Annotated in this window: 31 protein-coding genes; 20 read left to right on the top strand and 11 right to left on the bottom strand. The window is 54.5% G+C overall.

The window, feature by feature from the left end:
- Nucleotides 1-150 precede the first annotated feature (150 nt).
- From PGR14_RS13255 to PGR14_RS13240, 4 genes are all read right to left on the bottom strand, one after another.
- Nucleotides 151-1,005 (bottom strand): ATP-binding protein, encoded by an 855-nt coding sequence (locus PGR14_RS13255; protein ID WP_117774021.1) that lies wholly within the window; start codon nucleotides 1,003-1,005, stop codon nucleotides 151-153.
- A gap of 131 nt (nucleotides 1,006-1,136) precedes the next feature.
- Nucleotides 1,137-2,288, bottom strand: coding sequence for a phage replisome organizer N-terminal domain-containing protein (locus PGR14_RS13250; RefSeq protein WP_270223557.1), 1,152 nt, complete (start codon nucleotides 2,286-2,288; stop codon nucleotides 1,137-1,139).
- Entirely contained in the window at nucleotides 2,285-2,638 is a 354-nt protein-coding gene (locus tag PGR14_RS13245; protein WP_117774019.1) for a hypothetical protein, read from the bottom strand. The genes PGR14_RS13250 and PGR14_RS13245 overlap by 4 nt, the downstream gene beginning before the upstream one ends.
- A 253-nt stretch (nucleotides 2,639-2,891) precedes the next feature.
- Nucleotides 2,892-3,272: a hypothetical protein gene (locus tag PGR14_RS13240; protein WP_117774018.1), complete on the bottom strand. Its 381-nt coding sequence runs from the start codon at nucleotides 3,270-3,272 to the stop codon at nucleotides 2,892-2,894.
- Nucleotides 3,273-3,410: 138 nt separating this feature from the next.
- Here PGR14_RS13240 and PGR14_RS13235 point away from each other — a divergent pair, with 138 nt between their 5' ends.
- The 15 genes from PGR14_RS13235 to PGR14_RS13165 all read left to right on the top strand — a co-directional run bounded on the left by PGR14_RS13235 (nucleotide 3,411) and on the right by PGR14_RS13165 (nucleotide 11,201).
- Nucleotides 3,411-3,686 carry a hypothetical protein gene (locus PGR14_RS13235; protein ID WP_147364674.1) on the top strand — a complete coding sequence of 92 codons (276 nt, stop codon included), beginning with the start codon at nucleotides 3,411-3,413 and terminating at the stop codon, nucleotides 3,684-3,686.
- 171 nt (nucleotides 3,687-3,857) lie between these two features.
- Nucleotides 3,858-4,199: a hypothetical protein gene (locus PGR14_RS13230; protein WP_270223556.1), complete on the top strand. Its 342-nt coding sequence runs from the start codon at nucleotides 3,858-3,860 to the stop codon at nucleotides 4,197-4,199.
- Between the two features lie 174 nt (nucleotides 4,200-4,373).
- Complete coding sequence (locus PGR14_RS13225) at nucleotides 4,374-4,778, top strand: single-stranded DNA-binding protein (protein ID WP_195253401.1); 405 nt, start codon at nucleotides 4,374-4,376, stop codon at nucleotides 4,776-4,778.
- A gap of 253 nt (nucleotides 4,779-5,031) precedes the next feature.
- Nucleotides 5,032-5,604 (top strand): ParA family protein, encoded by a 573-nt coding sequence (locus PGR14_RS13220; protein WP_117527829.1) that lies wholly within the window; start codon nucleotides 5,032-5,034, stop codon nucleotides 5,602-5,604.
- The gene (locus tag PGR14_RS13215; protein ID WP_055158124.1) at nucleotides 5,597-5,833 is read left to right on the top strand and encodes a hypothetical protein; all 237 of its coding nucleotides are present in this window, start codon (nucleotides 5,597-5,599) and stop codon (nucleotides 5,831-5,833) included. The genes PGR14_RS13220 and PGR14_RS13215 overlap by 8 nt, the downstream gene beginning before the upstream one ends.
- A gap of 18 nt (nucleotides 5,834-5,851) precedes the next feature.
- A complete protein-coding gene (locus PGR14_RS13210) occupies nucleotides 5,852-6,052 on the top strand; it encodes a hypothetical protein (protein WP_055158126.1) in 201 nt (66 codons plus the stop codon).
- A gap of 51 nt (nucleotides 6,053-6,103) precedes the next feature.
- Nucleotides 6,104-6,376 (top strand): hypothetical protein, encoded by a 273-nt coding sequence (locus PGR14_RS13205; protein WP_117527833.1) that lies wholly within the window; start codon nucleotides 6,104-6,106, stop codon nucleotides 6,374-6,376.
- Between the two features lie 9 nt (nucleotides 6,377-6,385).
- Entirely contained in the window at nucleotides 6,386-6,715 is a 330-nt protein-coding gene (gene mihF / locus PGR14_RS13200) for an integration host factor, actinobacterial type (protein WP_055158130.1), read from the top strand.
- Between the two features lie 112 nt (nucleotides 6,716-6,827).
- On the top strand, nucleotides 6,828-7,193 hold the full coding sequence (locus tag PGR14_RS13195; RefSeq protein WP_270223555.1) for a hypothetical protein: 366 nt from the start codon (nucleotides 6,828-6,830) through the stop codon (nucleotides 7,191-7,193).
- 429 nt (nucleotides 7,194-7,622) lie between these two features.
- Complete coding sequence (locus PGR14_RS13190; RefSeq protein ID WP_270223554.1) at nucleotides 7,623-8,021, top strand: plasmid mobilization protein; 399 nt, start codon at nucleotides 7,623-7,625, stop codon at nucleotides 8,019-8,021.
- A gap of 14 nt (nucleotides 8,022-8,035) precedes the next feature.
- Nucleotides 8,036-8,461, top strand: coding sequence for a helix-turn-helix domain-containing protein (locus tag PGR14_RS13185; protein ID WP_270223552.1), 426 nt, complete (start codon nucleotides 8,036-8,038; stop codon nucleotides 8,459-8,461).
- Between the two features lie 316 nt (nucleotides 8,462-8,777).
- A complete protein-coding gene (locus PGR14_RS13180; RefSeq protein WP_270223550.1) occupies nucleotides 8,778-9,209 on the top strand; it encodes an NUMOD1 domain-containing DNA-binding protein in 432 nt (143 codons plus the stop codon).
- A complete protein-coding gene (locus tag PGR14_RS13175; RefSeq protein ID WP_270223549.1) occupies nucleotides 9,202-9,492 on the top strand; it encodes a hypothetical protein in 291 nt (96 codons plus the stop codon). The genes PGR14_RS13180 and PGR14_RS13175 overlap by 8 nt, the downstream gene beginning before the upstream one ends.
- A 14-nt stretch (nucleotides 9,493-9,506) precedes the next feature.
- The gene (locus PGR14_RS13170; protein ID WP_117786575.1) at nucleotides 9,507-9,776 is read left to right on the top strand and encodes a hypothetical protein; all 270 of its coding nucleotides are present in this window, start codon (nucleotides 9,507-9,509) and stop codon (nucleotides 9,774-9,776) included.
- A 159-nt stretch (nucleotides 9,777-9,935) separates the two neighbouring features.
- A complete protein-coding gene (locus tag PGR14_RS13165) occupies nucleotides 9,936-11,201 on the top strand; it encodes a relaxase/mobilization nuclease domain-containing protein (protein ID WP_270223546.1) in 1,266 nt (421 codons plus the stop codon).
- Nucleotides 11,202-11,365: 164 nt separating this feature from the next.
- Here PGR14_RS13165 and PGR14_RS13160 read toward each other — a convergent pair whose 3' ends face one another.
- Nucleotides 11,366-11,812 (bottom strand): hypothetical protein, encoded by a 447-nt coding sequence (locus PGR14_RS13160; protein ID WP_270223545.1) that lies wholly within the window; start codon nucleotides 11,810-11,812, stop codon nucleotides 11,366-11,368.
- A gap of 246 nt (nucleotides 11,813-12,058) precedes the next feature.
- On the opposite strand from PGR14_RS13160, the gene PGR14_RS13155 reads away from it, so the two are divergent.
- The 5 genes from PGR14_RS13155 to PGR14_RS13135 all read left to right on the top strand — a co-directional run bounded on the left by PGR14_RS13155 (nucleotide 12,059) and on the right by PGR14_RS13135 (nucleotide 14,862).
- A complete protein-coding gene (locus PGR14_RS13155) occupies nucleotides 12,059-12,379 on the top strand; it encodes a helix-turn-helix domain-containing protein (RefSeq protein ID WP_055168065.1) in 321 nt (106 codons plus the stop codon).
- The gene (locus PGR14_RS13150; RefSeq protein ID WP_117527847.1) at nucleotides 12,372-12,587 is read left to right on the top strand and encodes a hypothetical protein; all 216 of its coding nucleotides are present in this window, start codon (nucleotides 12,372-12,374) and stop codon (nucleotides 12,585-12,587) included. The genes PGR14_RS13155 and PGR14_RS13150 overlap by 8 nt, the downstream gene beginning before the upstream one ends.
- 79 nt (nucleotides 12,588-12,666) lie before the next feature.
- Nucleotides 12,667-12,855 carry a hypothetical protein gene (locus PGR14_RS13145; RefSeq protein WP_117786573.1) on the top strand — a complete coding sequence of 63 codons (189 nt, stop codon included), beginning with the start codon at nucleotides 12,667-12,669 and terminating at the stop codon, nucleotides 12,853-12,855.
- Nucleotides 12,856-12,858: 3 nt separating this feature from the next.
- Nucleotides 12,859-13,440, top strand: a complete 582-nt coding sequence (locus PGR14_RS13140) for a hypothetical protein (protein ID WP_270223543.1) — start codon at nucleotides 12,859-12,861, stop codon at nucleotides 13,438-13,440.
- Nucleotides 13,441-13,485: 45 nt separating this feature from the next.
- On the top strand, nucleotides 13,486-14,862 hold the full coding sequence (locus PGR14_RS13135) for a hypothetical protein (protein ID WP_270223542.1): 1,377 nt from the start codon (nucleotides 13,486-13,488) through the stop codon (nucleotides 14,860-14,862).
- A 67-nt stretch (nucleotides 14,863-14,929) separates the two neighbouring features.
- Here the strand turns inward: PGR14_RS13135 and PGR14_RS13130 are convergent, their stop codons facing one another.
- The 6 genes from PGR14_RS13130 to PGR14_RS13105 form a co-directional block, all read right to left on the bottom strand.
- Nucleotides 14,930-15,712: a hypothetical protein gene (locus tag PGR14_RS13130; protein ID WP_117786570.1), complete on the bottom strand. Its 783-nt coding sequence runs from the start codon at nucleotides 15,710-15,712 to the stop codon at nucleotides 14,930-14,932.
- A gap of 24 nt (nucleotides 15,713-15,736) precedes the next feature.
- Entirely contained in the window at nucleotides 15,737-16,117 is a 381-nt protein-coding gene (locus PGR14_RS13125) for a hypothetical protein (RefSeq protein WP_147345607.1), read from the bottom strand.
- 71 nt (nucleotides 16,118-16,188) lie between these two features.
- Nucleotides 16,189-17,241, bottom strand: coding sequence for an ArdC family protein (locus PGR14_RS13120; RefSeq protein WP_270223541.1), 1,053 nt, complete (start codon nucleotides 17,239-17,241; stop codon nucleotides 16,189-16,191).
- Nucleotides 17,242-17,390: 149 nt separating this feature from the next.
- The gene (locus tag PGR14_RS13115) at nucleotides 17,391-18,209 is read right to left on the bottom strand and encodes a class B sortase (RefSeq protein ID WP_270223540.1); all 819 of its coding nucleotides are present in this window, start codon (nucleotides 18,207-18,209) and stop codon (nucleotides 17,391-17,393) included.
- 14 nt (nucleotides 18,210-18,223) lie between these two features.
- Entirely contained in the window at nucleotides 18,224-18,865 is a 642-nt protein-coding gene (locus PGR14_RS13110; protein ID WP_270223539.1) for a hypothetical protein, read from the bottom strand.
- Between the two features lie 80 nt (nucleotides 18,866-18,945).
- Nucleotides 18,946-20,745 (bottom strand): VaFE repeat-containing surface-anchored protein (locus tag PGR14_RS13105; protein ID WP_270223538.1); only part of this gene is annotated, 1,800 nt, incomplete at its 5' end.

Below are 20,745 nucleotides of genomic sequence, written 5' to 3'. Positions count from 1 at the left end.
TCGGTATAGGCACGATTTCCGTGCCCTTTCCTGCCAAGAGGAAAAAGAAAGCCCCGCAGCGTCGATACGCTACGGGGCGCGGGGACGGTGCCGGGAAGGAAATCGGCACCAGAATCAGGAAGAAGCGGCTGATGCTTAAAAACCGCTCCGCTACGATTCTATCCCCTCGATTCCCAACTTCCGCTTGAAATCTTTGCGGTTCTTCATTCCGATTTCCCGACGGCGCGAATTGCCGTCGTACTTCACCGGGAACCCGACCTCAACAATGCGGTCGAAGACACGTCCCCACGGGTCATCTGCCGTGGCGTTCAGGATTCTCTCGCGAAAGTCGAAGTTCGTCGTTATCACCATCGGTTTCCCCGCCTTGTAGCGCCCGTCGATAACGTCGTAGACGTGCTCCATGACGTACTCGGTTGAGCGCTGGGCACCGAGGTCTTCAAGGATGAGGAGGTCTGGGGCGAGGATTCTCTCAAGGTTCCCGGAACGCTTCTCGAAGGAGGATTCCATCAGGTTCACGACCTGCTTGATATCGGTCACGAGACAGGAGAACCCGCGCTCGATGACGGCGTTCGCGATGCAGGACGCATGGAAGCTCTTGCCCGTGCCGCGCTTCCCGTACAGGACAAGCCCCTCCGGGTCTTTCGGGTCGAAGGTCGCGGCAAACGCCTTGCAGACGGTGCTCTGAGCCGCGTTCCTGCCGTCATCGGCATCGAAGGTGCAGAAGGCGTACCTGCCGGATGAGGGGAAGCACTGCTTCCTTAGCCGTTCCGTCCTGCGCCTTTTCTCCGCCCGCTCGGCTTCCTCGCGCTGCCTATCCGCTTCCTCCCTCTGGCAACGGCACATGGTCGGGACAAGGTGCGGCTCCTTGAAGATTCCGCCCGCCGGGAACATCCGCTCGCGTGGCTCCCCGCATTTCCCGCATATGAGGATGCCGTCTGCGTCGCGATAGTCTTCAACCGGCTTTCGTCCGTCCTGCTCCTTGGTTTTCGTTCCGTTCTCGTTCATTTACCTCGTCCTTTCTGCGTCACCCTGTCTGAGAGCCTGTCTACGGGACTTTGTAGTCTTGTTCGGTCGGTTACTGCCACATGACATTTAACGTGTCATAGGCAGGCTCTCAGACATTCTCAGGGGCATTTCTAGTACATATTCTCGTCGATATATCCCTGAGCCGTCTCCCGGTCACAACCCCATTTCGCCATAACCTCCTCGACGGAGGGGATTTTCACGACCGCATCGGCCTTCGGTTCCGTGCGTGCGGGAGGGGTAACGGTTTTCGGGTGCTCGTTCCTGTCCCAGACTGCGGCGAGCTTCTTCCAGTCATCGACGGGCTTGCCGGAGTTCGTGCGCCAGCCGCGCCCCTCGTTCACGTCGAAGAAACGGTCGGGGTCAACTGCGAATCCCATCTTTGCGAAGTGCGAGCGTACTTCCTCCCTTGTCGGGATTCCAGAATCTGTTGCTCCCTCCCCATCAGCTATAGCTGTAGATGTAGATGTATTCTTATATCTATCATCTATATTCTTAGGGCGTGACAGATTTTGTACATCGCCATTTTCGGCTTGTTCAGCCGTGCTACCTGCGGTTTCATTGGTATGTGGCGTGTACAGATTGTTGTACATTTCCGTGTACAGCTGTACGTCCATTTGTACACCATTTTGTACAGTGTACATTTGTACATTCTGTACACTTTGTACATTCTGTACACTGCCTTCCGCCTTCTGTACACCGCTTTCTTCCGGGATGGCAGGAGCGGGAAGCATGGCTGGGAGTTCTGAAAGGTATTTGTTGATAGTCACACGGCTAAGACCGGTGGCCTTGCTCATCTCGGTTTTCGTGGCGCTTGGGTGGGCGGTAAGGAAAGCGACAAGTTTCTCACGCTTCTTCTCGGAAGCTGACTTCCCACCGCTCTTTCTTGCACGCTCCTTGGCTTTGCGGCTCCGGTTTCCCTCGCGCATCGCGTCGATTGCCGGGGCGTTCTGGTTGAACTCCCAGTCCGCGATGGCGTAGATGCCATCCTCGCAGATGACAAGGCCGAGCTGCACGAGCGGCTGCACGCATTGCCGAAAGGCGGGAACGGTCTTCTTAGTGACCGCAGCAAGCATCTCGTCGGTGTAGGGAACGCTTTCGTGGAGAAGGAGCTTCCCGGCGCAGCCGCATTTCACCGCAAGCGATTGTAGACGGGCGAAGACGGTGTAGATGGAGTCCGCATTGTCCATCGCGTCGATGAGTAGGGCTTCCTGCGTGTCGAAGAACTCGCTGTAGTCCCTGCGCCACGCTCCTCGGAGCTTCATCGGTACACCTCCGGGGTCTTCTTATCGCGTTCGGCTTCGGAGTAGGCGAGATGGTCGAAGGGTGGGAACCTCGCGACAACCGCGAGGGCATGAGTGTACTTGGCGTGATTCGCCCGGTAGCCGAAGGAGGAGAGCATATCCATGACTTCGGTATCCGTGAACGTGCCGTCATCGGTCACGATGGTGAACGTGCCGTCATCGTTTTTCGTGACCGTCCGCGTGTGGATTTTAGCCAGGGCGAGGACGAGTACGGTTGCGGAATCCCCATTCGGCTCATGGTCGATGAGCGTCATCTCAGGTGTCTCGTAGAAGTTCAAGGGGATGTAGTAGTAGTAGCTGCTGAAATCCATGGTGCTCCTTTCTGCTTGCAATCTGTGATTATGTTTTACTATATCTGTCCTGTTTTGTGGACTTTTCCAGCCAGATTTCATGCTTCTTTCACAATTAGACACGCGTTTTCAGATGGTTCTGCCAGATTCGCGTCCCGTGCGACGGTGCGCTGTGCTACAGTAGCGAAAGTCCTTTCTGCCTGTTGCTTTTATCTCGGAGTGCGGGCAGGAGAAAAGGGAGCCTGTGATTTCGGTCACACGGCTCCCTTTTCTGTTACCAGTCGGAGTTTTCGCTATCCGGTTCCGCTGCCTGCAACCCACCATCAGCGACAGGCTCCGTCTTAGCCGTTTTCTTTTTGCGTGCATCGAGACGCGCCTTGGCATTCTCCGGGGTGCTTCCACGGGCGGTGAGCATGTCGCTCACCTCGTCTGCATGGCTCGCAAGGAATCGGTCGAGTGCGTCGAGGTCGAGTTCCTGCCAAGCGCAACCGACGGCGGAGAGCACACTTTCACCAGCGGAATGGGTGACCAGAGAGCGCCACTTCCGGTTCCGCTCGCGAATCTTCTTTTCAAGTTCCTTTTTCTTCGCTTCGAGTTTGGCGAGTTCCGCCTTCTGTTTCTCGATACGCTCCTCGAAATCTTGAATGGTAGCCATGGTTCTTCCTTCCTACTTGACGGCATCCCTGAACAGATTGTGCCATAACGCGCGGAGGATGGTAAGATTCCGACAGGGCGCGGTGCCGGAACAGGGGCGAAGGCATCGCGTCCTGATTTTACGAAGAAAAAGAAAGGAATGGGGCAGATGTATTCCAAGGAGTCAGGGAAAGACCAGATGCTGATGACGATGGAGCGTGAGCTTACAAGCGGGCAGAAGGCAGGTTTCTTCTTCCTCGGATTCCTCGGCGGCATCGCCGGGATTCTCGCCGCATCCCTGATGAACATCAACGCGCCGTACCGACCGGAGGGAACGAAGATGGCGGCATTCGGATTTGCGACGGGTTTCGTTCTCGGCATTCTTATTGCGCTTGTTGGCTGTGTAGGCTCCATCACGCTCCTTGGTGCCAGATAGAGGTGCAAGGAATCGAAGGTCTTCCTCAATCAGCGTTAGCGGAAACGAGAAGGGGCATCCTGTGCGGGAGCCCTTTTTTTCTCCGCATTGTTATGATGGTTTTATGGTTTGCCGTATTTGTGGTTTGGTGGTCTGCTATATTTATTATTAGCTAGTCAGAAGGGAGCGAAAATGCAGGCAGTGGTTTGTGAAGGCAAAGGAACAGACATGGACGGATACACGCTTTCCATCAGTCGTTGCAGTGGCGGTGACGGGGTGGAAGAGAGCTTCAAGGCGAAGATAAAGCGTCGAGAAGCTGCGCTTGATGCCTTTGCCGTTGCAGAAGCGTACTGCAAGGGGATTGGGATGGTCTCAAGATGTGAGCGGGAGGGATTTGACGGCTTCATCATCGAGCTGCGCTCCGATGCGGAGGATGAGACCATCCGTCTCGTCAGGCTTGTGCCCGACAGCGAGGATGGCATCATGGATGATGTTTTCCGCTTGGAATACGGCAGTTGCGAGTTCAAGATTTAGGCAAGATATCGGCAAGTTCATTCATGCTTTTATATGTAGGATATAAGGAGTGTACGGTTCGCCTGTTTGCTGGTATGCCAGTCTGCTATATTTATAGGCAGCAGGGGATAAAAGTTTTCCCGGCAGGAGGATTCCAGAATCCTCCGCAAACACCATCGAGAGATTGGAAAGACAATGGCTATCAACCGAGTGACCATCATGGGCAACCTCACGCGCGATGCGGAGCTTCGCAAAAAGGGGGATGCCACGAGTGTCCTCACCTTCGGACTCGCCATCAACGAGAAGAAGAAGGACAGCGAGACCGGCGAATATGTCGATGCACCGGTGTTTGTCGATTGCGCCCTGTTCGGTGCGCGAGCCGAAGCACTTGCTCCCTATCTCACCAAGGGGAAGAAGGTTTCGGTGGATGGACGGCTCCGCTACCACTCTTGGATGAAGAACGAGGAGAAGCGTCATGCCCTTTCCGTTCTCGTGACCGATATCGAGTTTGCGGACTCGAAGGGTGCCGGGAAGGATACGGTTTCTGCCCAGGGGCAGTCTACGGAACCGGAAACGTATGATGCGGATATTCCGTTCTAGGGAGGACGGAATGCACTTTCGTGGCGATTCAGTGCGGGAAATCCCCTTCATGCTCTTCCTCGGCCTGCTATTCGCGGTGACCGTCGGATGGTGGGCGTTTCTCACACTTACGGTTTCGGTCGTTTTCGGAAACGTGGCTGCTGCGGTATTCGCCGTGTGCTCGTTGTTTTCCGTCACCGTCGGTTACGGGCTTGTACGCGCATCCGATTCTCGTGAGTAGCGTTTTTCAAACAGGACAGAAAGGACTTCTAACATGTACACGATTCTGATGCTCAACCAGAAGGGCGGAGTCGGCAAGACCACCATCGCGGACGAGCTTTCCTTTGCGCTTGAGCGTCGCGGCAAGACCGTGGCGTTCGTCACTACCGACCCGCAGGGCGGTTCCGTCCATGAGGTCTGCGATGACCCTGATTTCGCGGAGGAGTGCGATTTTCAGGTTGTCGATACGGCGGGCGTGCTCGTGGGCGGTGTGAACGATTGGTGCCGCGCGGCGAATCTCATCCTCGTACCCATGCTTCCGAGTACGCGCGACATGGAGCCGACGCTGAGAACGCTCGATATCGTGCGTGAGTCCGGCACTGGCGCAAAAGCGTATGTCATCGTCAACAACTTTTATGCCTACGGCACACTCGACCGTCAGCTAGTGGAGTACCTTGAGGGCGAGGAGGTTCCCATCATTGCGAAGATTCCCCGCGCCGTTGCCCTCTCACGTGCCGCAGCAGCCGGTGTGTCCGTGGCGGAGTACGACCCGAAGAGCCATGTGGTCGCCCCGATTGAGCTGCTTGCAGATTCGGTTCTGAACGAAGAGGAGAAGAACAATGGCTAACAAGACCACAGCGAACGCGTTCATGGCGAGCGCGCAGAAGTCCAAGCGCGAGATGGCGGATATCCAGAAGGAAGGTTCCGGCAAGCATGAGACGGACGAGGTGGAACTCAAGAAAATCAGTCTCCTCATCCCGGCTTGGCTCCACAAAGAAGCGCAGCTCCACCGCGTCGAGACGGGGGAGAGCATGACCAAGCTCATCGTCCGACTGCTTGCCGAGGAGCTTGGTTAAGGGGATGGTGATGAAGGGATGGGCTTGATGGTAACGGAATCGGAAAAATCGAAGCACGACATGCTGCGTGCGATGCGGAAACACATACGCGAGAACGGCATCACAGACTTCACCGATTTTCAGGACTGGTGCGATGAGAACAACGACTGCTGGTCTCAGGCACTCGATAGCGGACTTTCGTCGGTTATCGAGAAATACATCGACGGGCGTTTTTATTAGAGAGGAAGTGGAGCCGGTAGATGGATTCACTTCGGAAAAAGGGATTGGAACATGAACCTAATCACCATGGTTCCCGCCACCGCGAGGTTTATCGCGCAGATGCGGGGGATGCGAAGGCACATCGTCGAGAACAATGTCACCGAGTTTGCGGTATTTCAGAATTGGTGCGATGAGAACAACGAGAGGTGGGCGGAAGCTCTTGACAGCGGATGCGCCATTGCTATCGAGAAGTTCATCGCCGACTGGAACGGTCGGGCGGATGCGAACCGTTGGAAACATGCGGCGCAGCCTGACGATAACATCTGGGACAACGAGTTGAAGTAGGAAGTAACGATGACCGAGAAAGAGAACCATCTGCCGAACCTTAGCAGCGAGGAGCGTGCCCATGCGCTAGAGCTTGCCATACAGGCTCGCAGGCGCTATGCAGCACTCAAAGCTCGCGTGAAGTCCGGCGAGCTTACGTTCACGGATGCGATGGACGAGGAGGATGCGAAGCGCATTTTGGTCACATCGCTTCTGCAAAGTGTTCCGGGTATCGGTGCAAGCAAGGCGGTAGTCATCATGCGACTGTACCGGATACCGAAAGGCAGGCGTGTCGGCGGACTCGGCATTCGGCAACGTGAAGCGCTGGTTGCTCTGGAAAGAAATGGATGGAAGCTGTAGCGGTCTGCAATTCAAATTGAGGATGAGTTGCATGAAGTAGTAGCGATGTGGAAAACGGGCACCTTTTACGGTATCCGTTTGCTTATCAAGACGCGATTGGAAGGTCAATACGATGACAGAGGAAGAGATGCAGGTGGAGCTTGACCGCTTGAATGGTGAAATAGAACAGAAACAAGAAAAGATTGCGCATATTGAACATTCCATCAGGTTAGACCGATTGGAGAAAGAGGTTGTTGAACTAGAGTACATTTCCAGCCTTGTTGATAGATTTAACAAGGTAAAGGGTGAAGAGCAAAAGCTCAAAATCCTTTTTGAAATTACAGCTCGTTGCGATGGTCTTACGCAACAGATAGCGGAGCACAACTGCGAACTGATGCGAAAAATTGCTGAGATGTGTATAAAGGTTCGAGAAGGTAAACAAGAAATGAAAGGGTTTACCGATTGGAAAGAGTCTTTGTCAGGACTTCAAAGAAATTGATTTCGTCTACGCAGGCGATGGGAACCCGAGGTGGCGGCACCTCGGGTTCTTGGTTTCCGGGCAAGCCGGAAACCCCGCAGAAAAGGCATGGGAAAGGGTGCGGCGGCACCCCCTTTTCCATGCCTTTTCTGCTCTCGCACTGATAGAATATCAGTGCTCACCGGCCAAGGCCGCTCTTCGAGTTGCAAGATTTGGGAAGTGTACGTACAAAGTCCACTATTGTGGATTTCTCCGACCCTTCCATCTTGCTCCCGAGCGGCTTTCGGAGCCTTGACGGGAGAACGCTTGCGCTTTTTGAAACACGGTAATTTAGGATTACCGAGTTCCAGTAGTCAGCAGAGCGACTATCGGTTTTCGTGTTACTAGCAAATGGCGGCGGCACCATTTTCAGTAACCGTTTTTAGAAAAACGAGAGGAGACGAAAACGACATGCAGAAAAAGGAAGCACGCGTTGAGGTACGCATGACCGACCGCGAGAAGAAGACCCTTAAACGGAAAGCGGCAAAATACGAAATGACGGTTTCCGAATATGCCCGCACGTTACTTATCCATTCCGATGACGTGACAATCAAGGTCATCGACACCGAGCCTTTGAAAAAGGCGGCACACGAACTCGCGAAGCAGGGAACGAACTTAAACCAGTTCATGAAGTTCCTGAACACCTACGGCGTGAAAGTGTTCGACCCGGAGGAAGCGAAACGAGTTTTGGAGAAAGAGGTCTCGTCATTTTCCGAAATCATGGAAGCGCTTGCGGCGCTCCGAAGAGAAGCAGACCGGAACAACATCCATTTGCAAATCGAGGATTTCGACAACCCTGAGAGCGAGTGATTGGAGTCACGAGAATGAGCGAACCTAAACACAGTAACGTACTCTTGGGAAAGAGCATTAGAAGAATACGGATGCGTCGGAACATGACGCAACGAGAACTGGCGAATGCCGCAGGTCTAGGGGAATCGGCTCTTAGAAGCTATGAACTCGGTGAGCGTAGTCCGAAGCAGAATACGCTCGAACGGATAGCGAAAGCACTCGATGTAGCACCCGCATGTTTCGACACTTACGGCATTGAGCACTATGACGAACTCTTGCACGCACTTTTCCTTTCAGAGGAAGCGTTCGGCATCAAGCCATGCGCGGATGGAAGCATCCGGTTTACCGACGAAACAATCCAGTCGTGCGTTTGCACTTGGTGGTCTTGGAAGGAGCTTTTGAAGGAAGGAAAAATCACAAGAGAGGAATACGAGAACCGAAAAGACAGTTTCCTTAGATAGGCGGGCGAACAGAATGAGGAGAAAGAGAGAGATAATCTGCTTTGAGACGGGGGAACGGTTTGCGAGTGTCACGGATGCTGCGAGTGCTATTGGTGCCGCAAGGCCGTTGGTTAGCAGTGCGCTGAAACGCCACGGGGCATGTCGAGGATTTCACTTCTATTACGCTGACGAAGCGGAACCGGACGATTCGGTTTTCGACAGAAAGGTTTATAAGAACTCAAGACCAATCATCTGCCTTGAGACGAATGAACGTTTTGAAAGTCAAGCAAGGGCAGCAAAAGCGGTTGGCGTACCGCGAGAGGCTATTTATGCGGCATTGAGAGGGCATATAGCAACCAAGGGCTTACACTTTTACTATGCCGATGAACCGAAGCCGGATGAGGAGTTCTTTCGGAATAGAAGCTGGACAAGAGTTCGTTGCAAGGAGACCGGTGTCGTTTACGAGTCGATAGCTCAGGCGGCACGGGAAACGGGAGTTTCGGAAAAAAATATCCAAGCGGCAGCAAAAAGGCATGGAACGGCAAAAGGCCTTCATTTTTACTATGCCGACGAACCAGAGCCGGATGAACCAGAGCCGGATGATTTACTTCCCAGTAAAAGAGGAATAAGGGTTCGCTGCGTGGAAACCGGTGTCGTTTACAAAACGATTACCCAAGCGGCAAAAGAAACCGGAGCGTCGCAGGCAGGTATCCGCGGTGCCGCGTCCGGTATGGCAGGTGGCTATCGCTGGGAGTACGTCGATGACTGATTCTGGATGGCTCCATTACCGCGACCTGAAATCACGGTGCCCGACCTGCAAGCGTCCGGCGCATATCGCGAAGAGAGATGGAACGTTCTATTTCGTTGATGACGAATACAACCCGTTTGTCAGGCACGCTCCGGTGAAAACGACGGAAGCGGTATTCCGATTTTTCACGAACGGTTACCGTCGCGAACATGGGACGGAGCCGAAGGTCACAGGGAATCGGAAACTGTCGGAAAGCGATATTCTTTCCGGCATGGGTGCAGTGTCCGTGAAAATAGATTCATGAAAGCAGGAGGAGCGATGGCAATGGCCGATTGTGAAGGCGAGAAGACGATTCACTATGAGGAGGACGGTTGGAGCGTAACGCTCACGAGATACGTGAGCATGGAACTCGGTGAGACCGTTGCATCTTGGGTTGAGTTTCCGAACGGGTGGTATCTTCATTCGGACGATGCCGATGCCGAGTTCACGCAAGATGGGGCAAAGACGTATCTGCAACGCTTGAAATCCGTCTGGATGGAATCGCCGTTTTGGGATAGCGTGAAAGCAATGGAGGAAAAACCGCAATGACAAGACCTGTTATCTGCGTTGAGACCGGGGGTGCTACTGGGATATCGAAGATGCGGCGCGGGCATACCGATGTACGTCCGGGTATATCCGAAACGGTATGGCACCTGAGTATCCGGTGCGCGGGTTTCATTTCAAAAGGGAATGAGGGGAGGAATTGCATTGACCATCATCAAGCAGACCGGTGTGCAGAGTTCCGGTCACATGAAGAACCTGCGCGGTTATATCAACGATGACCGAAAGGTGATTCTACGCGACAGTCTGAACATGGACGGCTGTACGAACCCGAAGCGCTGGGCGCACCACATGTGGATGACGCGGGAAGCCTACGGGCACAACAAAGCGGCAAGGAGAGTCCGGGATAAGAAGACTGGGGAGCTTAAGGAAGCGAAGAACACGATTCTGTTTCACCAGATTCTCGGGTTCAATCCCGACGAGTGTGATTTAAACGGTGGGCGGCTCTCACCGGAAGAGTGCATGAGGTATGCCAAGGAGTACGTGGGAAAGCATTACCCGAACCAGCAGATAGTGTTGGCGCTTCACAACGAATACTGTAAGGCGGACAAGACCCATCGCTATGCCGTCCATATCGTCATCAACCGTACCGACCTCTCTACGGGCAAGCGGCTCGATGAGGGGCTGGGAAAAAGCGCCAAGGTGAAACGCGCCAGCCGCATCCGCGACCTCGACCGCGAGTGGGGGTTGAAACAGGTCGTGGAGGGCGAGCGCAATTCCTCCGTCCACAAAAAGCAGCCGTCCCGTATCGAGAAGGAACTTGCGGCACGCGGCATCGACTCCTATAAGACGAACTTGCGAGAGCTGTGCCGTATCGCCGCCGGGGAAGCGGAGAACATCTATGATTACCGCGAGCTTTTGGAATCATGGGGCGTTGACACGGAGTTCAAGAGGGGGCGCATGTACGTTACCGACACGGACAACAACCGCTATGCCTTCTCCGTGGCGAAGCTCGATGCAGACCTCGGAACGAAGGGGTTGGAAGCTGCGTTTAAGGCGAATGTGGCGAAATCCATCCATGCGGAAGGAAGCGCAGCCGTTGCGGAGAAGAGGAATATCGAGCAGCAAAAGGCGATGGTAACGGAAACGAAGGAGAGGTACCTTGCACAAATCCGAAGCGTCTACCAGAAGTACCGCAAGGAGATACGTGGCATGGAGGGCATGGAAATCGTGGATATCCCCAAGCTGAAACTCCCGCGTCCCGATTCGGATATCGCGGACGATTCGGAGGTCAAGCGCCTGATTCTCGCCTGTTGGCGCGGAGCCGACGAACTCAGGGCGGAAGTATCCTCGACGGTCATGCCGAAAGGGAAGAAGAACGGCGGAAACGCCGGGAGCGGCGGTTCCCAGCGGGCGCAACAGGCACCTACGCAGGAACGCCCGGAACCGAACAAGGAGAACGGCGAGCGTTAATTAAAAAGCGGCGCGGGCGGGATATTCCGCTTGCGCCGCTATACGGGTGTATGAGAATCGGCATAAAAGCGCCCGCCGTTCCCTTAATGTCGCACATCAGGGAGCAGCGGGCTAAAGCAAGAAAGTTTCTCCACGAAGGAAGAAAACGCGTTCAGTTTACCTCACTATGCGTTCGCGTCAAGCTGACGCTTGAGATTTGACACCTTCAACCACTGGAGAAGAAAGGCAATGGGCGCGAATGCAGCCGGGATGGAAAGAAGAAGTGTCGCTATGAGGAGCAGTCCGAGAGCGTTACCCCAAACGAACAGCTTTGAGCGCTTAATTGCACGCCATGCAGCGATGTAGCCAGCCGGTACCGTGCCGACGTAAAACCCGGTAAAGGCTGTTGCAACCAGCAGGACGGGAACGAGTGCAATGATTCCAATTGCACCTGTCTGAGTTATCAGGGCAGGGGAATTAACGAGAAGCAAAAGGAAAACAACTATCGCCGTTATCGTCCCGACGATATAGAGGAACTTCTTCATCAAATCGAAGACTCGTTTTTCCTCATCATATTCGGCGCGAATTGCCATGGTGTTGTCTTGGTATATCGGGTGTTGGTAAGTTCGCATGTTATGACCTTCTTTCTAATGTCAATTCTAATAAGTCTGTTAGTTTGCATGACGGACGAATTACCGACCGTTCCATGTAAACAGAGATAGGTTTACGAGTCTATCTTACTATATTGCTGGGTTGCTTTCAAGCTGGTTTGTTGTCCTATTTGTGCGGGATATATGGAGTATCGTCTTGAAGATTTATCTGGTTTGGTGGTATGATATATTACCAGTAATCAAGCTAGCCGTAAGAAAGGAGATACCATGGCGGGTAAGCCACAGGCAGAGAAAGCCGTTGAGCGTTTCCCGGAACTCGGGTGTTTCGCGGTTGCGGTGCGCCGCATCGTGTACGAGAAGGGGATGACGCTCGACAACGCCATCAAGAAAAGCGGAATCAGCAAATCCGCTTGGTTTGCCGGAATGGCCGGAAGCGGGGGAAAGCCGACGCGTCTGCCGAGTCTTGCGTCCTTTTTCGCTATCGCGGACGGTCTCGGAATCACGCCCGAGGAGCTAATTGCCGCGATGCGGAAGGAAGCCGAAGTGCGTGAGAAGAGCAATGGAGAGAGGGCTGAGAACGATGAGTAGGATTTTCATCACCATTGGGAGCGCTCACTCGAAAGCCGCAAATGTAAACCCCGTGGACGGCATCTGGTGTTCCGACTGCGGATGGGCTGGGCGCGTCGAGGAGGATATGACGGATTCTGAGGAGAGCGAGGAGCCGCTGTTCGAGGAGTTTTCCGAATATGTCCCGAAGTTCTGCCCGAACTGCGGGGTGAACCTGCGTGAACCCTAGAGGTGTCCAGACAAAGGGACACCTGATGCGATAGGCTGTCCTTATCCGATAGAAAAGACCGGCAAGGTCGAGGAGAGAGATGGAAAAGGAACGTTTTCTTGTCGAGGTGACGGTGAAGGGCGAGAAGGATTGGAAGGCGATACACATGTGTGGGAGCATGGCGGATGCCGTGCCGGTCGCGGATGCGGTACACAACCTCTCCTATCTGCTCGACACGCCCATCGCTATCCGCGTGCGCGAGAAGAGGGGCAAGGGTTTGGAGGACTGACGGATGGAAAGGAGCGAAGATTACATGGCAAAGCATTTTAGCGAAGTGAAGAGGGAACTTGAGCAGTCGGACGGGCATATGGCCGGTATCGGCCAGCAGCTTAAGCTCTCCGAGGAAGCGAGGGATGCCAGAAACGCCGGACGAAGGCTTGAGGATGAGAACGACGAGACCGACCTCATCGGAACCGTGAAGAAGCTGGAAGACCTTATCGCCGAGCAGCGCCGGAGCAACGAACGCATCGCAAGGGAGATGCGCGGCATGGTTTCGGAAATGAAGGATGTGCTCGAAAAGGTCGAGGAGCTGAGAAACGGCGCGGCGGACGCGCAGCATCAGGCGAATCAGATGGCACTCATGGGAGTTGCGAACGCCCAGCAGAAGGCGGGAGAGATGACCATAAAGAACGTCGAAGAGGTGACCGCAAGGAGCAGGAAGGTCATCGACTCGATGGTAGAGGAATCCAAGAGACGCATTGAGCGGCTTTCGATGGTGACGCTTCCAGACAGACTGTTCTACTACAGCAAATGGATGGCGGTTATCCTTGTTCTCATCATCCTCGTGCATGTCCTATGGGGTATGTTGGTGTAGAGACCTACCGGTAATATGGATAGATAGAGAGCAAGAAAACTTCTTATGAGACAGAAAGGACTGACAGAAATGAAGAAAGACAGCAATATGTTTAACGACAACAGCATCGAGACTGAGGGTATCCCGGCGGACAAGACTGCCGAAATCCCGAAGGTCGTGGGTTCGACGGAGGAGGAGAATGCTAAGAAGCCGCTCGTGCTCTTCGGGCGCGAGTTCTCCCGTAAGCAGGTCTGCGCGGCTGGTGCGGGAATCCTCTGTGCGGCGCTTCTCATCGGCGGCGGGGCTTACGCCATCTCACATGCCAGTTGGACGGGAGATTCCAATGCCCCTGCGGTGTCCCAGTCAAAGGACGATGAGAAGCAGGACATGGTACTTACCCTTGAGGTAAAGGCTGACGGCTGGGATGCGGACACATCCACGCCCGTCATCGCGCATATCGAGGGAGCGGACGGCGAGGTGGACTTCTACACCGCTATCGACGCGAATAAACAGGTGACTGTGAAGGTTGGCAAGTCCGGCACCTATACCGTCACATTCATTTCACCGGTGAACGCCGACGGTTCCATCTATAAGGTGTCATCGAAGAAGGTTACCGCCGGGAAGGCCGACAAGAAGACGGCCAGCACGGGTGTGACTTTCAACAAGGTGGATGCGGATAAGGTGACGAAGGATGACCTGACCGCCATCGCCAAGGATGTTGCAGCAGCCGTGAAGAAGGGCGATTCTACTCTGACCGGAGACAAGGGTGCCGAGGTCGTGAAGAAGTTCGAGGACAACATCAAGAAGAACCCGAATGCCGATACGGATGCCGTCGAGAAGGAGACCGAGAAGGCTGAGGAGACCGCCAAGGAGGACAAGTCCGATGCGAAGACACCGGAGACCTCCGATAGCAAGAAAGATGATGGGAAGGCCACAGGCAGCTCCGATAACTCTGGAAACAAGAGCAATTCATCCTCCAAGAAAGACGAGGGAAAATCCGATAGCAAGCCGAATGGTGGCAACAGCAGCAACTCCGGCTCGAACACCAATTCAGGCAGCTCATCGAAAAAGGATGACACCCCGGCGCATCAGCACAACTGGGTAGCCCAGACAAAGACCGTCCATCACGACGCTCAGTACAAGACCGTCCACCATGACGCGGTGACGCATCAGGTATGGCATGACCCGGTAACGGAGGAACACTATATCTGCAACCAGTGCGGTGCGGATATTACGTCAGACCCATGGGGACATATTAACAACTCTCTTATGAATGGTGGTAATTGCGGAAGCTATCACTCTACCTATGTGACTGTAAAGCAAGGGTATTCTGAAACTGTGACCGACAAAGCAGCATGGGACGAGCAAGTGCTGGTGAGCAAGGCATGGGACGAGACCGTGACCACCGGGTACAAGTGCTCTTCCTGCGGTGCCACGAAGTAACTAGAAAGAGCAAGGCAATCGTCTATTTCAGGCAAGGAAAGCCCCGACCAAATGGCCGGGGCTTTTTCTAATGCGCCTTGTTCAGGTCTTTCGGTGGTTCCGACCCGTTCCGTTTCGATAGCTCTGCGGTCGCACTCTTCATATCACCGATTTCGGAACCGAAGAAATCCGGCTCTTCAAGCCCAAGCGAATGGGTGGGAACCGGAACGATGATGCCACTGGAACCCTTGATATAGGAGAGGGCATCGTGGCGTTCGCCGACCTCGGTGAGCGATGCGGCGAGAAGGGAGTCCTTGAACCAAGGATATCTCTGTTGCAATTCCTCCATGACGGCCATTGCCCTGTCAATCGCCATTACCGTTTTCGACTCATACCCGGAAAACTGGGTGTGGACGAATCCGTTGCGTTCCATGAAAATGCGGATAAGCGTCCAAGCGCCGCGCCAAGCATTCGGCCTGATGGAGCCGTAATTCTCACTGAGCGCAGCCATTCCCAAGTCGAAGTGAAGCTCCTTGCGGGTGTCGGGGCGGAGGGGAAGTGATAGTTGCATCCCATTCTCAAGAAACTCCTTCACATCGTAGCTTTCACCGATTTCCGTGAAGGTGGCCGCTTTCACGCATTTTTGGAACCAAGGAAACTTGTACATCATCTCATCTATGGTGCCATAAGCACGCTGATAGGACATGACGATATTTTCTGCCGATTCATATCCAGAATATTGCGGCTTCTCAAAGCTATGGGATTCCAGAAAGTCCTGAATATCTGACCATGCATTCCTTTTACCGGTATAGAAGCGTTTAACAGACTCGTTGTCTAGGTCGAAGTGAAATGCTTTCCTATCAAGTTCCATCTGGAATCCTAAGTACGAATGCGACTAGTCGTAAATGCGTTTCGGGCTGATATCCCGGATTACCTGTAGGTAGTCTTCGCCCTCCGGTTCATTCATATCCTCATAGGTACGCCAAGACTTAATGTTCTGCATGACCCAAGGCTGTTTAGAAAGGGCGGCGCAAACAGGACACTGCGCTCCGAACTGCACCTTGCGGTTCTTTGCCTGCCAAGTGCCAAGTCCGATGCGGACGTTACCCATTTGCTCCGCATATTTTCCCACACAGTCGTAGAGGTCATCTACGTTGTAGCCGTTCCTTTTTGCCTTCTCCTCATCGAACTCGATGGTGAAGCGCCAAGGTTTCTTTTCCATTTCTGCCATACCTATCGTCCTTTCTGCCAGATGGCTGTTATCATATGTTACCATTATACTATAATGCCAGTATTACGGCAATACGTTAATTGAACGCATGTTCCTCTTTCGGCGCGGGCACACGGCTACAGGACGGCAGCAAGGGCAGGTTCCGGCATCTCGCTTTCCGGCTGGTGTTCGGATGCGCTTGCCATATCATGACTCTCTCCGGCGAGCGACACCTCCTCTTCCAGTTCCGGTGCGTCAATCTCAATGTTCTTTCCCAGTTCCTCCTCGTAACGCTCCATGATGAAGGTGTCCGCATGGTCGGCTTTCGATGCGGCTTTGAAGAGATAGGAAGGGTCGTTTTCCAATGCATTCATCCAAGATTGCAGATAGGAGACGTGGTTCTCGTAGAACTCGCCCTCCAAATCGGTGCTCTGAATACCGAGGTCTGCGGAAAGGAAAAGGCTTCCAAGCTCCGCGACCAGCTCTTCCTCAGCATAGGAAGGGCTTCCGAAGCGGGTGTCGAGTTCACGGGCGAGGGCGGAAGGGTGTCCAGTGGAGTGGGTCATCTCATGCAGCAGGACGCGGGTGAACGCTTCGTCCGAGCGAAAGGTCTCTCGCGGGGCGATGACGATGCGGTCTGTGGCCGGAGAGTAGGCGGCACTTCCGAGGTAGCTGCTGCTCTCGATGACTGGGCATCTGGAAGATTCTTCAAGGTTCTGGGCGATGATGGCTGTCCGGTCATTCTGGTGGACGGGGGAGTTTTCAGGCGGGATGCCCTCGATATCTTCCGCATTGAAGACGTTCCAATAGCCGACGAGCTTCGGATAGCGTCCCGCAAGCTCCTTCTCACCGGTATCCTCGTTTTCCTTGTAGAAGGAGAACTGTTTCCATTTCTCGATGAGCGCGGACTTGGCACCTTTTTTCACATGCCAACCGGCATCCTTTATCTGGTTGAAGGTAGCCCACCGGTTGTCCGTGTAGCCGCGCATGAACCCGATGAAGCCAAGATGCACGCGGTTTCCGCCCTGATACACGGTGCCGGAGACGGGGTTGTGCGGTGTTAGGGAGGGCAGGTACGGTTCTGCCCAACGAAGCCCGTCGCGCTTCATGTCCTCGATGATTTTCTCAACGACCGCCTGACGCTGGTTATCAATAATCTCCGTAGGAGTCTGCTTCTGCTTAGATTTCATCATGGTCTCCTTTCCGGGAAAGCTCATTAAAATTATACGATAGCTGCCGCTTTTCCGACATGCTCTAAGAAAACGACCCCACAGAATCGAATCTGCGGGGTCTTGGCGGTAGGTTTGTAGCGTGAGTGCGAACAGATTGAAACCTGTCCTTATTCGGCACCAGAGCCAGTCTGACGGGATTCGGTCGAAACAGTTTCCGTTTGCGCCTGTTTTTGGTCGATACTGGTGGTCACGACCGTCCGCTCATTCTGCTTCCAGAAGTTATAGGAGCAGGAGACGAGGGAGATGACCTGATTCGGTTCGGAATCGGTATCGAGTACCATGGCGGCAGATTCTCGCGAAGAATCGTACCAGTTCCGAAAATCCGAATCACCGGCAAAGACCGTCCGTTTGGTCGGCTCCCATCCCTTCACGATATTCGCGAAGCGCACGGTGTAGCGCATCTTGGTGTTTGGGGTTTGGATGAGTACCGTCTGATGCTCAGAAGCGAAGGATTTATCGCTATACCGTTGGACGTTGCCGAAACAGGTGACCGCGTTCCCGAGGGTCAGGCTGTGTCCGAGGATGACGGCATTCGGACTTTGAAAGCCCTCCTTCTCGCATTCTGCGTCGAGATAGAGCGCACCCAAGGGATTGTAGTTCCGGTAGATATCGTGATGCAGGTAGTAATCCGGGTCGGATGCGTGAGCTTGCAGGATGGGATGGTTGATATCCGTCCCCGGCACGGTTATCCATCCGATAACATCCCCGTTCACGCTCTTCCAGTAATCCCAATCAACAGTAGGGAACTCGGATTCCCGACCACCTGCGCTTTCCGTGGCGGTTTCCTGCGGCGTGCCGTTTGGTGACGGTGAGGGACTTGCATCCCGATAGAAATGAAGCAGCACGCCGAAAAGGATGGCAGCGACGGCCAAGAAGACCTCCGCTGCCGCAAAAGCCGCACGGGATTTCCGGTTATGATTTCCCAATCTGGCCATCTGAATTACTTGGCGGCATCCGATGTGGCCTGCGGGGCATCCTTCGTCGCTCCGCAGGTGGTGCAGACCAGCTTGTCGATGACCGTCTCATCGTAAGCCGGGGTGTCGGTGACCTGTTTATCATAGCCCTCGCTCACCATGACCTCATCGGTGATGGGGACGTTGGTGGAGTAGCCGGAGTGACCGGTCTGCTTGATGTGGTCATCGGCCTTGCCGTCGATGACCTGCTTGCACTCATTGCAAACGGTATGGTAGGTGGTCAGGTTCTGGTAGACGGGTGCCACGTGCTCCGTGTGCGTCACAGCGTCATGGTGGACGGTCTTGTAGGTGATAGACCAGTCGTGGGTGTGAGACTTCTCTTTGCTCCTAGAGCCGTCCTTCGCAGACGCGTCGGAACCGCTTTCCTTGGAATCATTCGCCTGCACGGATTCGGCCTTGGAATCTGCACCGGTTTGGTGGCTGATGCCATAATAGGCACCGCCGCCGATGAGCGCGACGAGGGCAAAGCCGCAGATGGCGGCGATGACCTTCCGGTTGTGTGGCTTCTTCTCGCTTTCCGGGTTCGCGTGCATGTTGTTCCCATCCGCAGGTGATTCGGTGGAATCTCCGTCGTTCATCTCGATATCGTTCTCTTTATCGTCCTTCATGGGTGTATCCCCCTTTCAAATTAAAAGGAAGGCAGGGTGCCGAAGAGCTGGCACCCTGCCGGTTTCAGGCGTTACGGGCACTAGGCTTCGGTGTTATCCTCTGCGCTCTCGTCCGCATCGCCCTTGGTGGTCTTGCGGCTCTTGATGCCGTAAGCGGTCGCGCAGCCTGCGGCAATCAGGAGGATGCCGATGGCGATGGCGATGTTCGTCATGTCAACGCCGGTCTTTCCGTAGGTGGAGCCTGCCGGGGTCGAGGTGACGGTCACGGACTGTCCCTCGTCGTTGATATCCTTATGCTCCGCCACGGTAACGTCCGTGGTCTTGCCGTCGATATCGCTCTGTTTGGTCAGCTCCTCGAAGACAACCAGTGTATGACCGTCGAGGGAGGTTGCATCGAACTCGCCGAGGTTGATGGAGACCGTGCCGCTCTCACTGTTCGGCGTGAACTTGAGTTCGGCGGTCACGCCCTTGTCGGCAACCTTCAAAGGTTCGCCGGTCTTCTTATCCATGAGCGTGGCATGGAGCGTGTACTCCTTGCCGGGGATAAGACCCTCGTACTTCACCTCGTCAGTGATGACGGCATCCTTGCCAGCCATCAGTTCATGGTCACCGTCGGACTTGTCGGTCGCGGTGGTACCGATGGTACTCGGGGCGAGTTTTACCGTCTGTCCCTCGTTGTCCTTATCGCATTCGCTCGCGACGATGGAAACGGGAGTCTCATCGGAAGCGTTCTCGATGCTGCCCTTGAACATGACCTCGAAGACCACGAGGTTCTTGGTCTCGCCGGACAGGCGGTCGATAACGTCGTTGGAGTTGAAGGTGTAGTCCATGTCGATGGAACCGGACTCCTTCTCAGGGGTGAACTCCGCCGTCTTGTAGACAAGGCAGGAGAGGAGGTCTTTGTTTTCCTCGGCATACGCCTTCACCTTGGCGAGGTCAATGGAAGCGGTCGGGAGCTTCTTTGCGTTCGACCAGTCGATACCGTTATCGGTGACCTCGACCTCATCGGCCTTGTAGGTCTCCTCGATATTACGGACGGAGCCTGTGCCGTTACCCTCCTGACCGGTGAGCTTCCAAGTGCCGTCCTCCTGCTCGGTGCGCTCGGAAGCATCATAGGTGTAGGAACCGTCCGCGTTCTTCACAGTGGCGGCACCGTTGCCCCAGTCCTTGCCCTTGACCTTGATGGAGTAGGTGTTCGACTGGAAGCCGAGCAGGTTCATCAGACCGGAAGTGAACTTGGTGAGGTCATCCTCGGTGTACTTCTTCGCGCCTTCGCCAGTCAGCACGGGAAGGCCGGTCTTTGCATCCATCAGGATACCGGCCATGGTGTAAGCCTTGCCGGTAAGCACATGGTCGTAGGAAACCTCGTCGGTGACGGTGGACTCGGCATCGGCGATGACGGTCTTGTCACCATCGAGCTTGTCCATGGCCGTGGTACCAATCTCGGAGGTGTGCATGGTGACCGTCTGGTCTTCATCCTCGATATCGCTATGGGAAGCAATCTCCTTGCCCTTGTAGGACAGGGACTCGAACGCGACCACCGGCGTGTTGTCTTTCAGGAGCGACCCATCGAAGGTGAAGGTCACATCGACGGTGCCGTAGGTGTCATCGGGAACGAACTCGGTCTCGGCGGTGACGGGGTTGCCGTCGGCATCGCGGAGCTGCTTCTTCGCGACCTTGCCGTCCTTGTCGGTGATCTTCTCGTAGAGGGTGCCGGAAACCTTGTAGGTCGTGCCGGGAGGGACGTTCTTGTACTTCACGGTATCGACCACTGAAACCTCGGTATCGGAAACGACGGTCTTATTGCCGTCGAGACCGTCCTTGGCGGTGGTGCCGACTTCGGGCTTCGTGATGGTAACGGTCTGGGACTTGTCCTCGAT

The organism is Coprococcus sp. AF99-45, from assembly GCF_027663865.1.
Classification (GTDB): Bacteria; Bacillota; Clostridia; order Lachnospirales; family Lachnospiraceae; genus Allocoprococcus; species Allocoprococcus comes.
Note: the sequence above shows the minus strand (reverse complement) of the source record. Positions and strands in the feature narration are given on the sequence as shown.

Coding starts and splice junctions, on each gene's coding strand:
- PGR14_RS13150 (WP_117527847.1), top strand. CDS start 12,372: ATGAGTAGGATTTTCATCACCATTGGGAGCGCTCACTCGAAAGCCGCA.
- PGR14_RS13225 (WP_195253401.1), top strand. CDS start 4,374: ATGGCTATCAACCGAGTGACCATCATGGGCAACCTCACGCGCGATGCG.
- PGR14_RS13230 (WP_270223556.1), top strand. CDS start 3,858: ATGCAGGCAGTGGTTTGTGAAGGCAAAGGAACAGACATGGACGGATAC.
- PGR14_RS13240 (WP_117774018.1), bottom strand. CDS start 3,272: ATGGCTACCATTCAAGATTTCGAGGAGCGTATCGAGAAACAGAAGGCG.
- PGR14_RS13130 (WP_117786570.1), bottom strand. CDS start 15,712: ATGGAACTTGATAGGAAAGCATTTCACTTCGACCTAGACAACGAGTCT.
- PGR14_RS13145 (WP_117786573.1), top strand. CDS start 12,667: ATGGAAAAGGAACGTTTTCTTGTCGAGGTGACGGTGAAGGGCGAGAAG.
- PGR14_RS13190 (WP_270223554.1), top strand. CDS start 7,623: ATGCAGAAAAAGGAAGCACGCGTTGAGGTACGCATGACCGACCGCGAG.
- PGR14_RS13185 (WP_270223552.1), top strand. CDS start 8,036: ATGAGCGAACCTAAACACAGTAACGTACTCTTGGGAAAGAGCATTAGA.
- PGR14_RS13235 (WP_147364674.1), top strand. CDS start 3,411: ATGGGGCAGATGTATTCCAAGGAGTCAGGGAAAGACCAGATGCTGATG.
- PGR14_RS13120 (WP_270223541.1), bottom strand. CDS start 17,241: ATGAAATCTAAGCAGAAGCAGACTCCTACGGAGATTATTGATAACCAG.
- PGR14_RS13155 (WP_055168065.1), top strand. CDS start 12,059: ATGGCGGGTAAGCCACAGGCAGAGAAAGCCGTTGAGCGTTTCCCGGAA.
- PGR14_RS13210 (WP_055158126.1), top strand. CDS start 5,852: ATGGGCTTGATGGTAACGGAATCGGAAAAATCGAAGCACGACATGCTG.
- PGR14_RS13255 (WP_117774021.1), bottom strand. CDS start 1,005: ATGAACGAGAACGGAACGAAAACCAAGGAGCAGGACGGACGAAAGCCG.
- PGR14_RS13170 (WP_117786575.1), top strand. CDS start 9,507: ATGGCAATGGCCGATTGTGAAGGCGAGAAGACGATTCACTATGAGGAG.
- PGR14_RS13175 (WP_270223549.1), top strand. CDS start 9,202: ATGACTGATTCTGGATGGCTCCATTACCGCGACCTGAAATCACGGTGC.
- PGR14_RS13215 (WP_055158124.1), top strand. CDS start 5,597: ATGGCTAACAAGACCACAGCGAACGCGTTCATGGCGAGCGCGCAGAAG.
- PGR14_RS13220 (WP_117527829.1), top strand. CDS start 5,032: ATGTACACGATTCTGATGCTCAACCAGAAGGGCGGAGTCGGCAAGACC.
- PGR14_RS13135 (WP_270223542.1), top strand. CDS start 13,486: ATGAGACAGAAAGGACTGACAGAAATGAAGAAAGACAGCAATATGTTT.
- mihF (WP_055158130.1), top strand. CDS start 6,386: ATGACCGAGAAAGAGAACCATCTGCCGAACCTTAGCAGCGAGGAGCGT.
- PGR14_RS13205 (WP_117527833.1), top strand. CDS start 6,104: ATGAACCTAATCACCATGGTTCCCGCCACCGCGAGGTTTATCGCGCAG.
- PGR14_RS13110 (WP_270223539.1), bottom strand. CDS start 18,865: ATGAAGGACGATAAAGAGAACGATATCGAGATGAACGACGGAGATTCC.
- PGR14_RS13195 (WP_270223555.1), top strand. CDS start 6,828: ATGACAGAGGAAGAGATGCAGGTGGAGCTTGACCGCTTGAATGGTGAA.
- PGR14_RS13140 (WP_270223543.1), top strand. CDS start 12,859: ATGGAAAGGAGCGAAGATTACATGGCAAAGCATTTTAGCGAAGTGAAG.
- PGR14_RS13125 (WP_147345607.1), bottom strand. CDS start 16,117: ATGGTAACATATGATAACAGCCATCTGGCAGAAAGGACGATAGGTATG.
- PGR14_RS13250 (WP_270223557.1), bottom strand. CDS start 2,288: ATGAAGCTCCGAGGAGCGTGGCGCAGGGACTACAGCGAGTTCTTCGAC.
- PGR14_RS13160 (WP_270223545.1), bottom strand. CDS start 11,812: ATGCGAACTTACCAACACCCGATATACCAAGACAACACCATGGCAATT.
- PGR14_RS13245 (WP_117774019.1), bottom strand. CDS start 2,638: ATGGATTTCAGCAGCTACTACTACTACATCCCCTTGAACTTCTACGAG.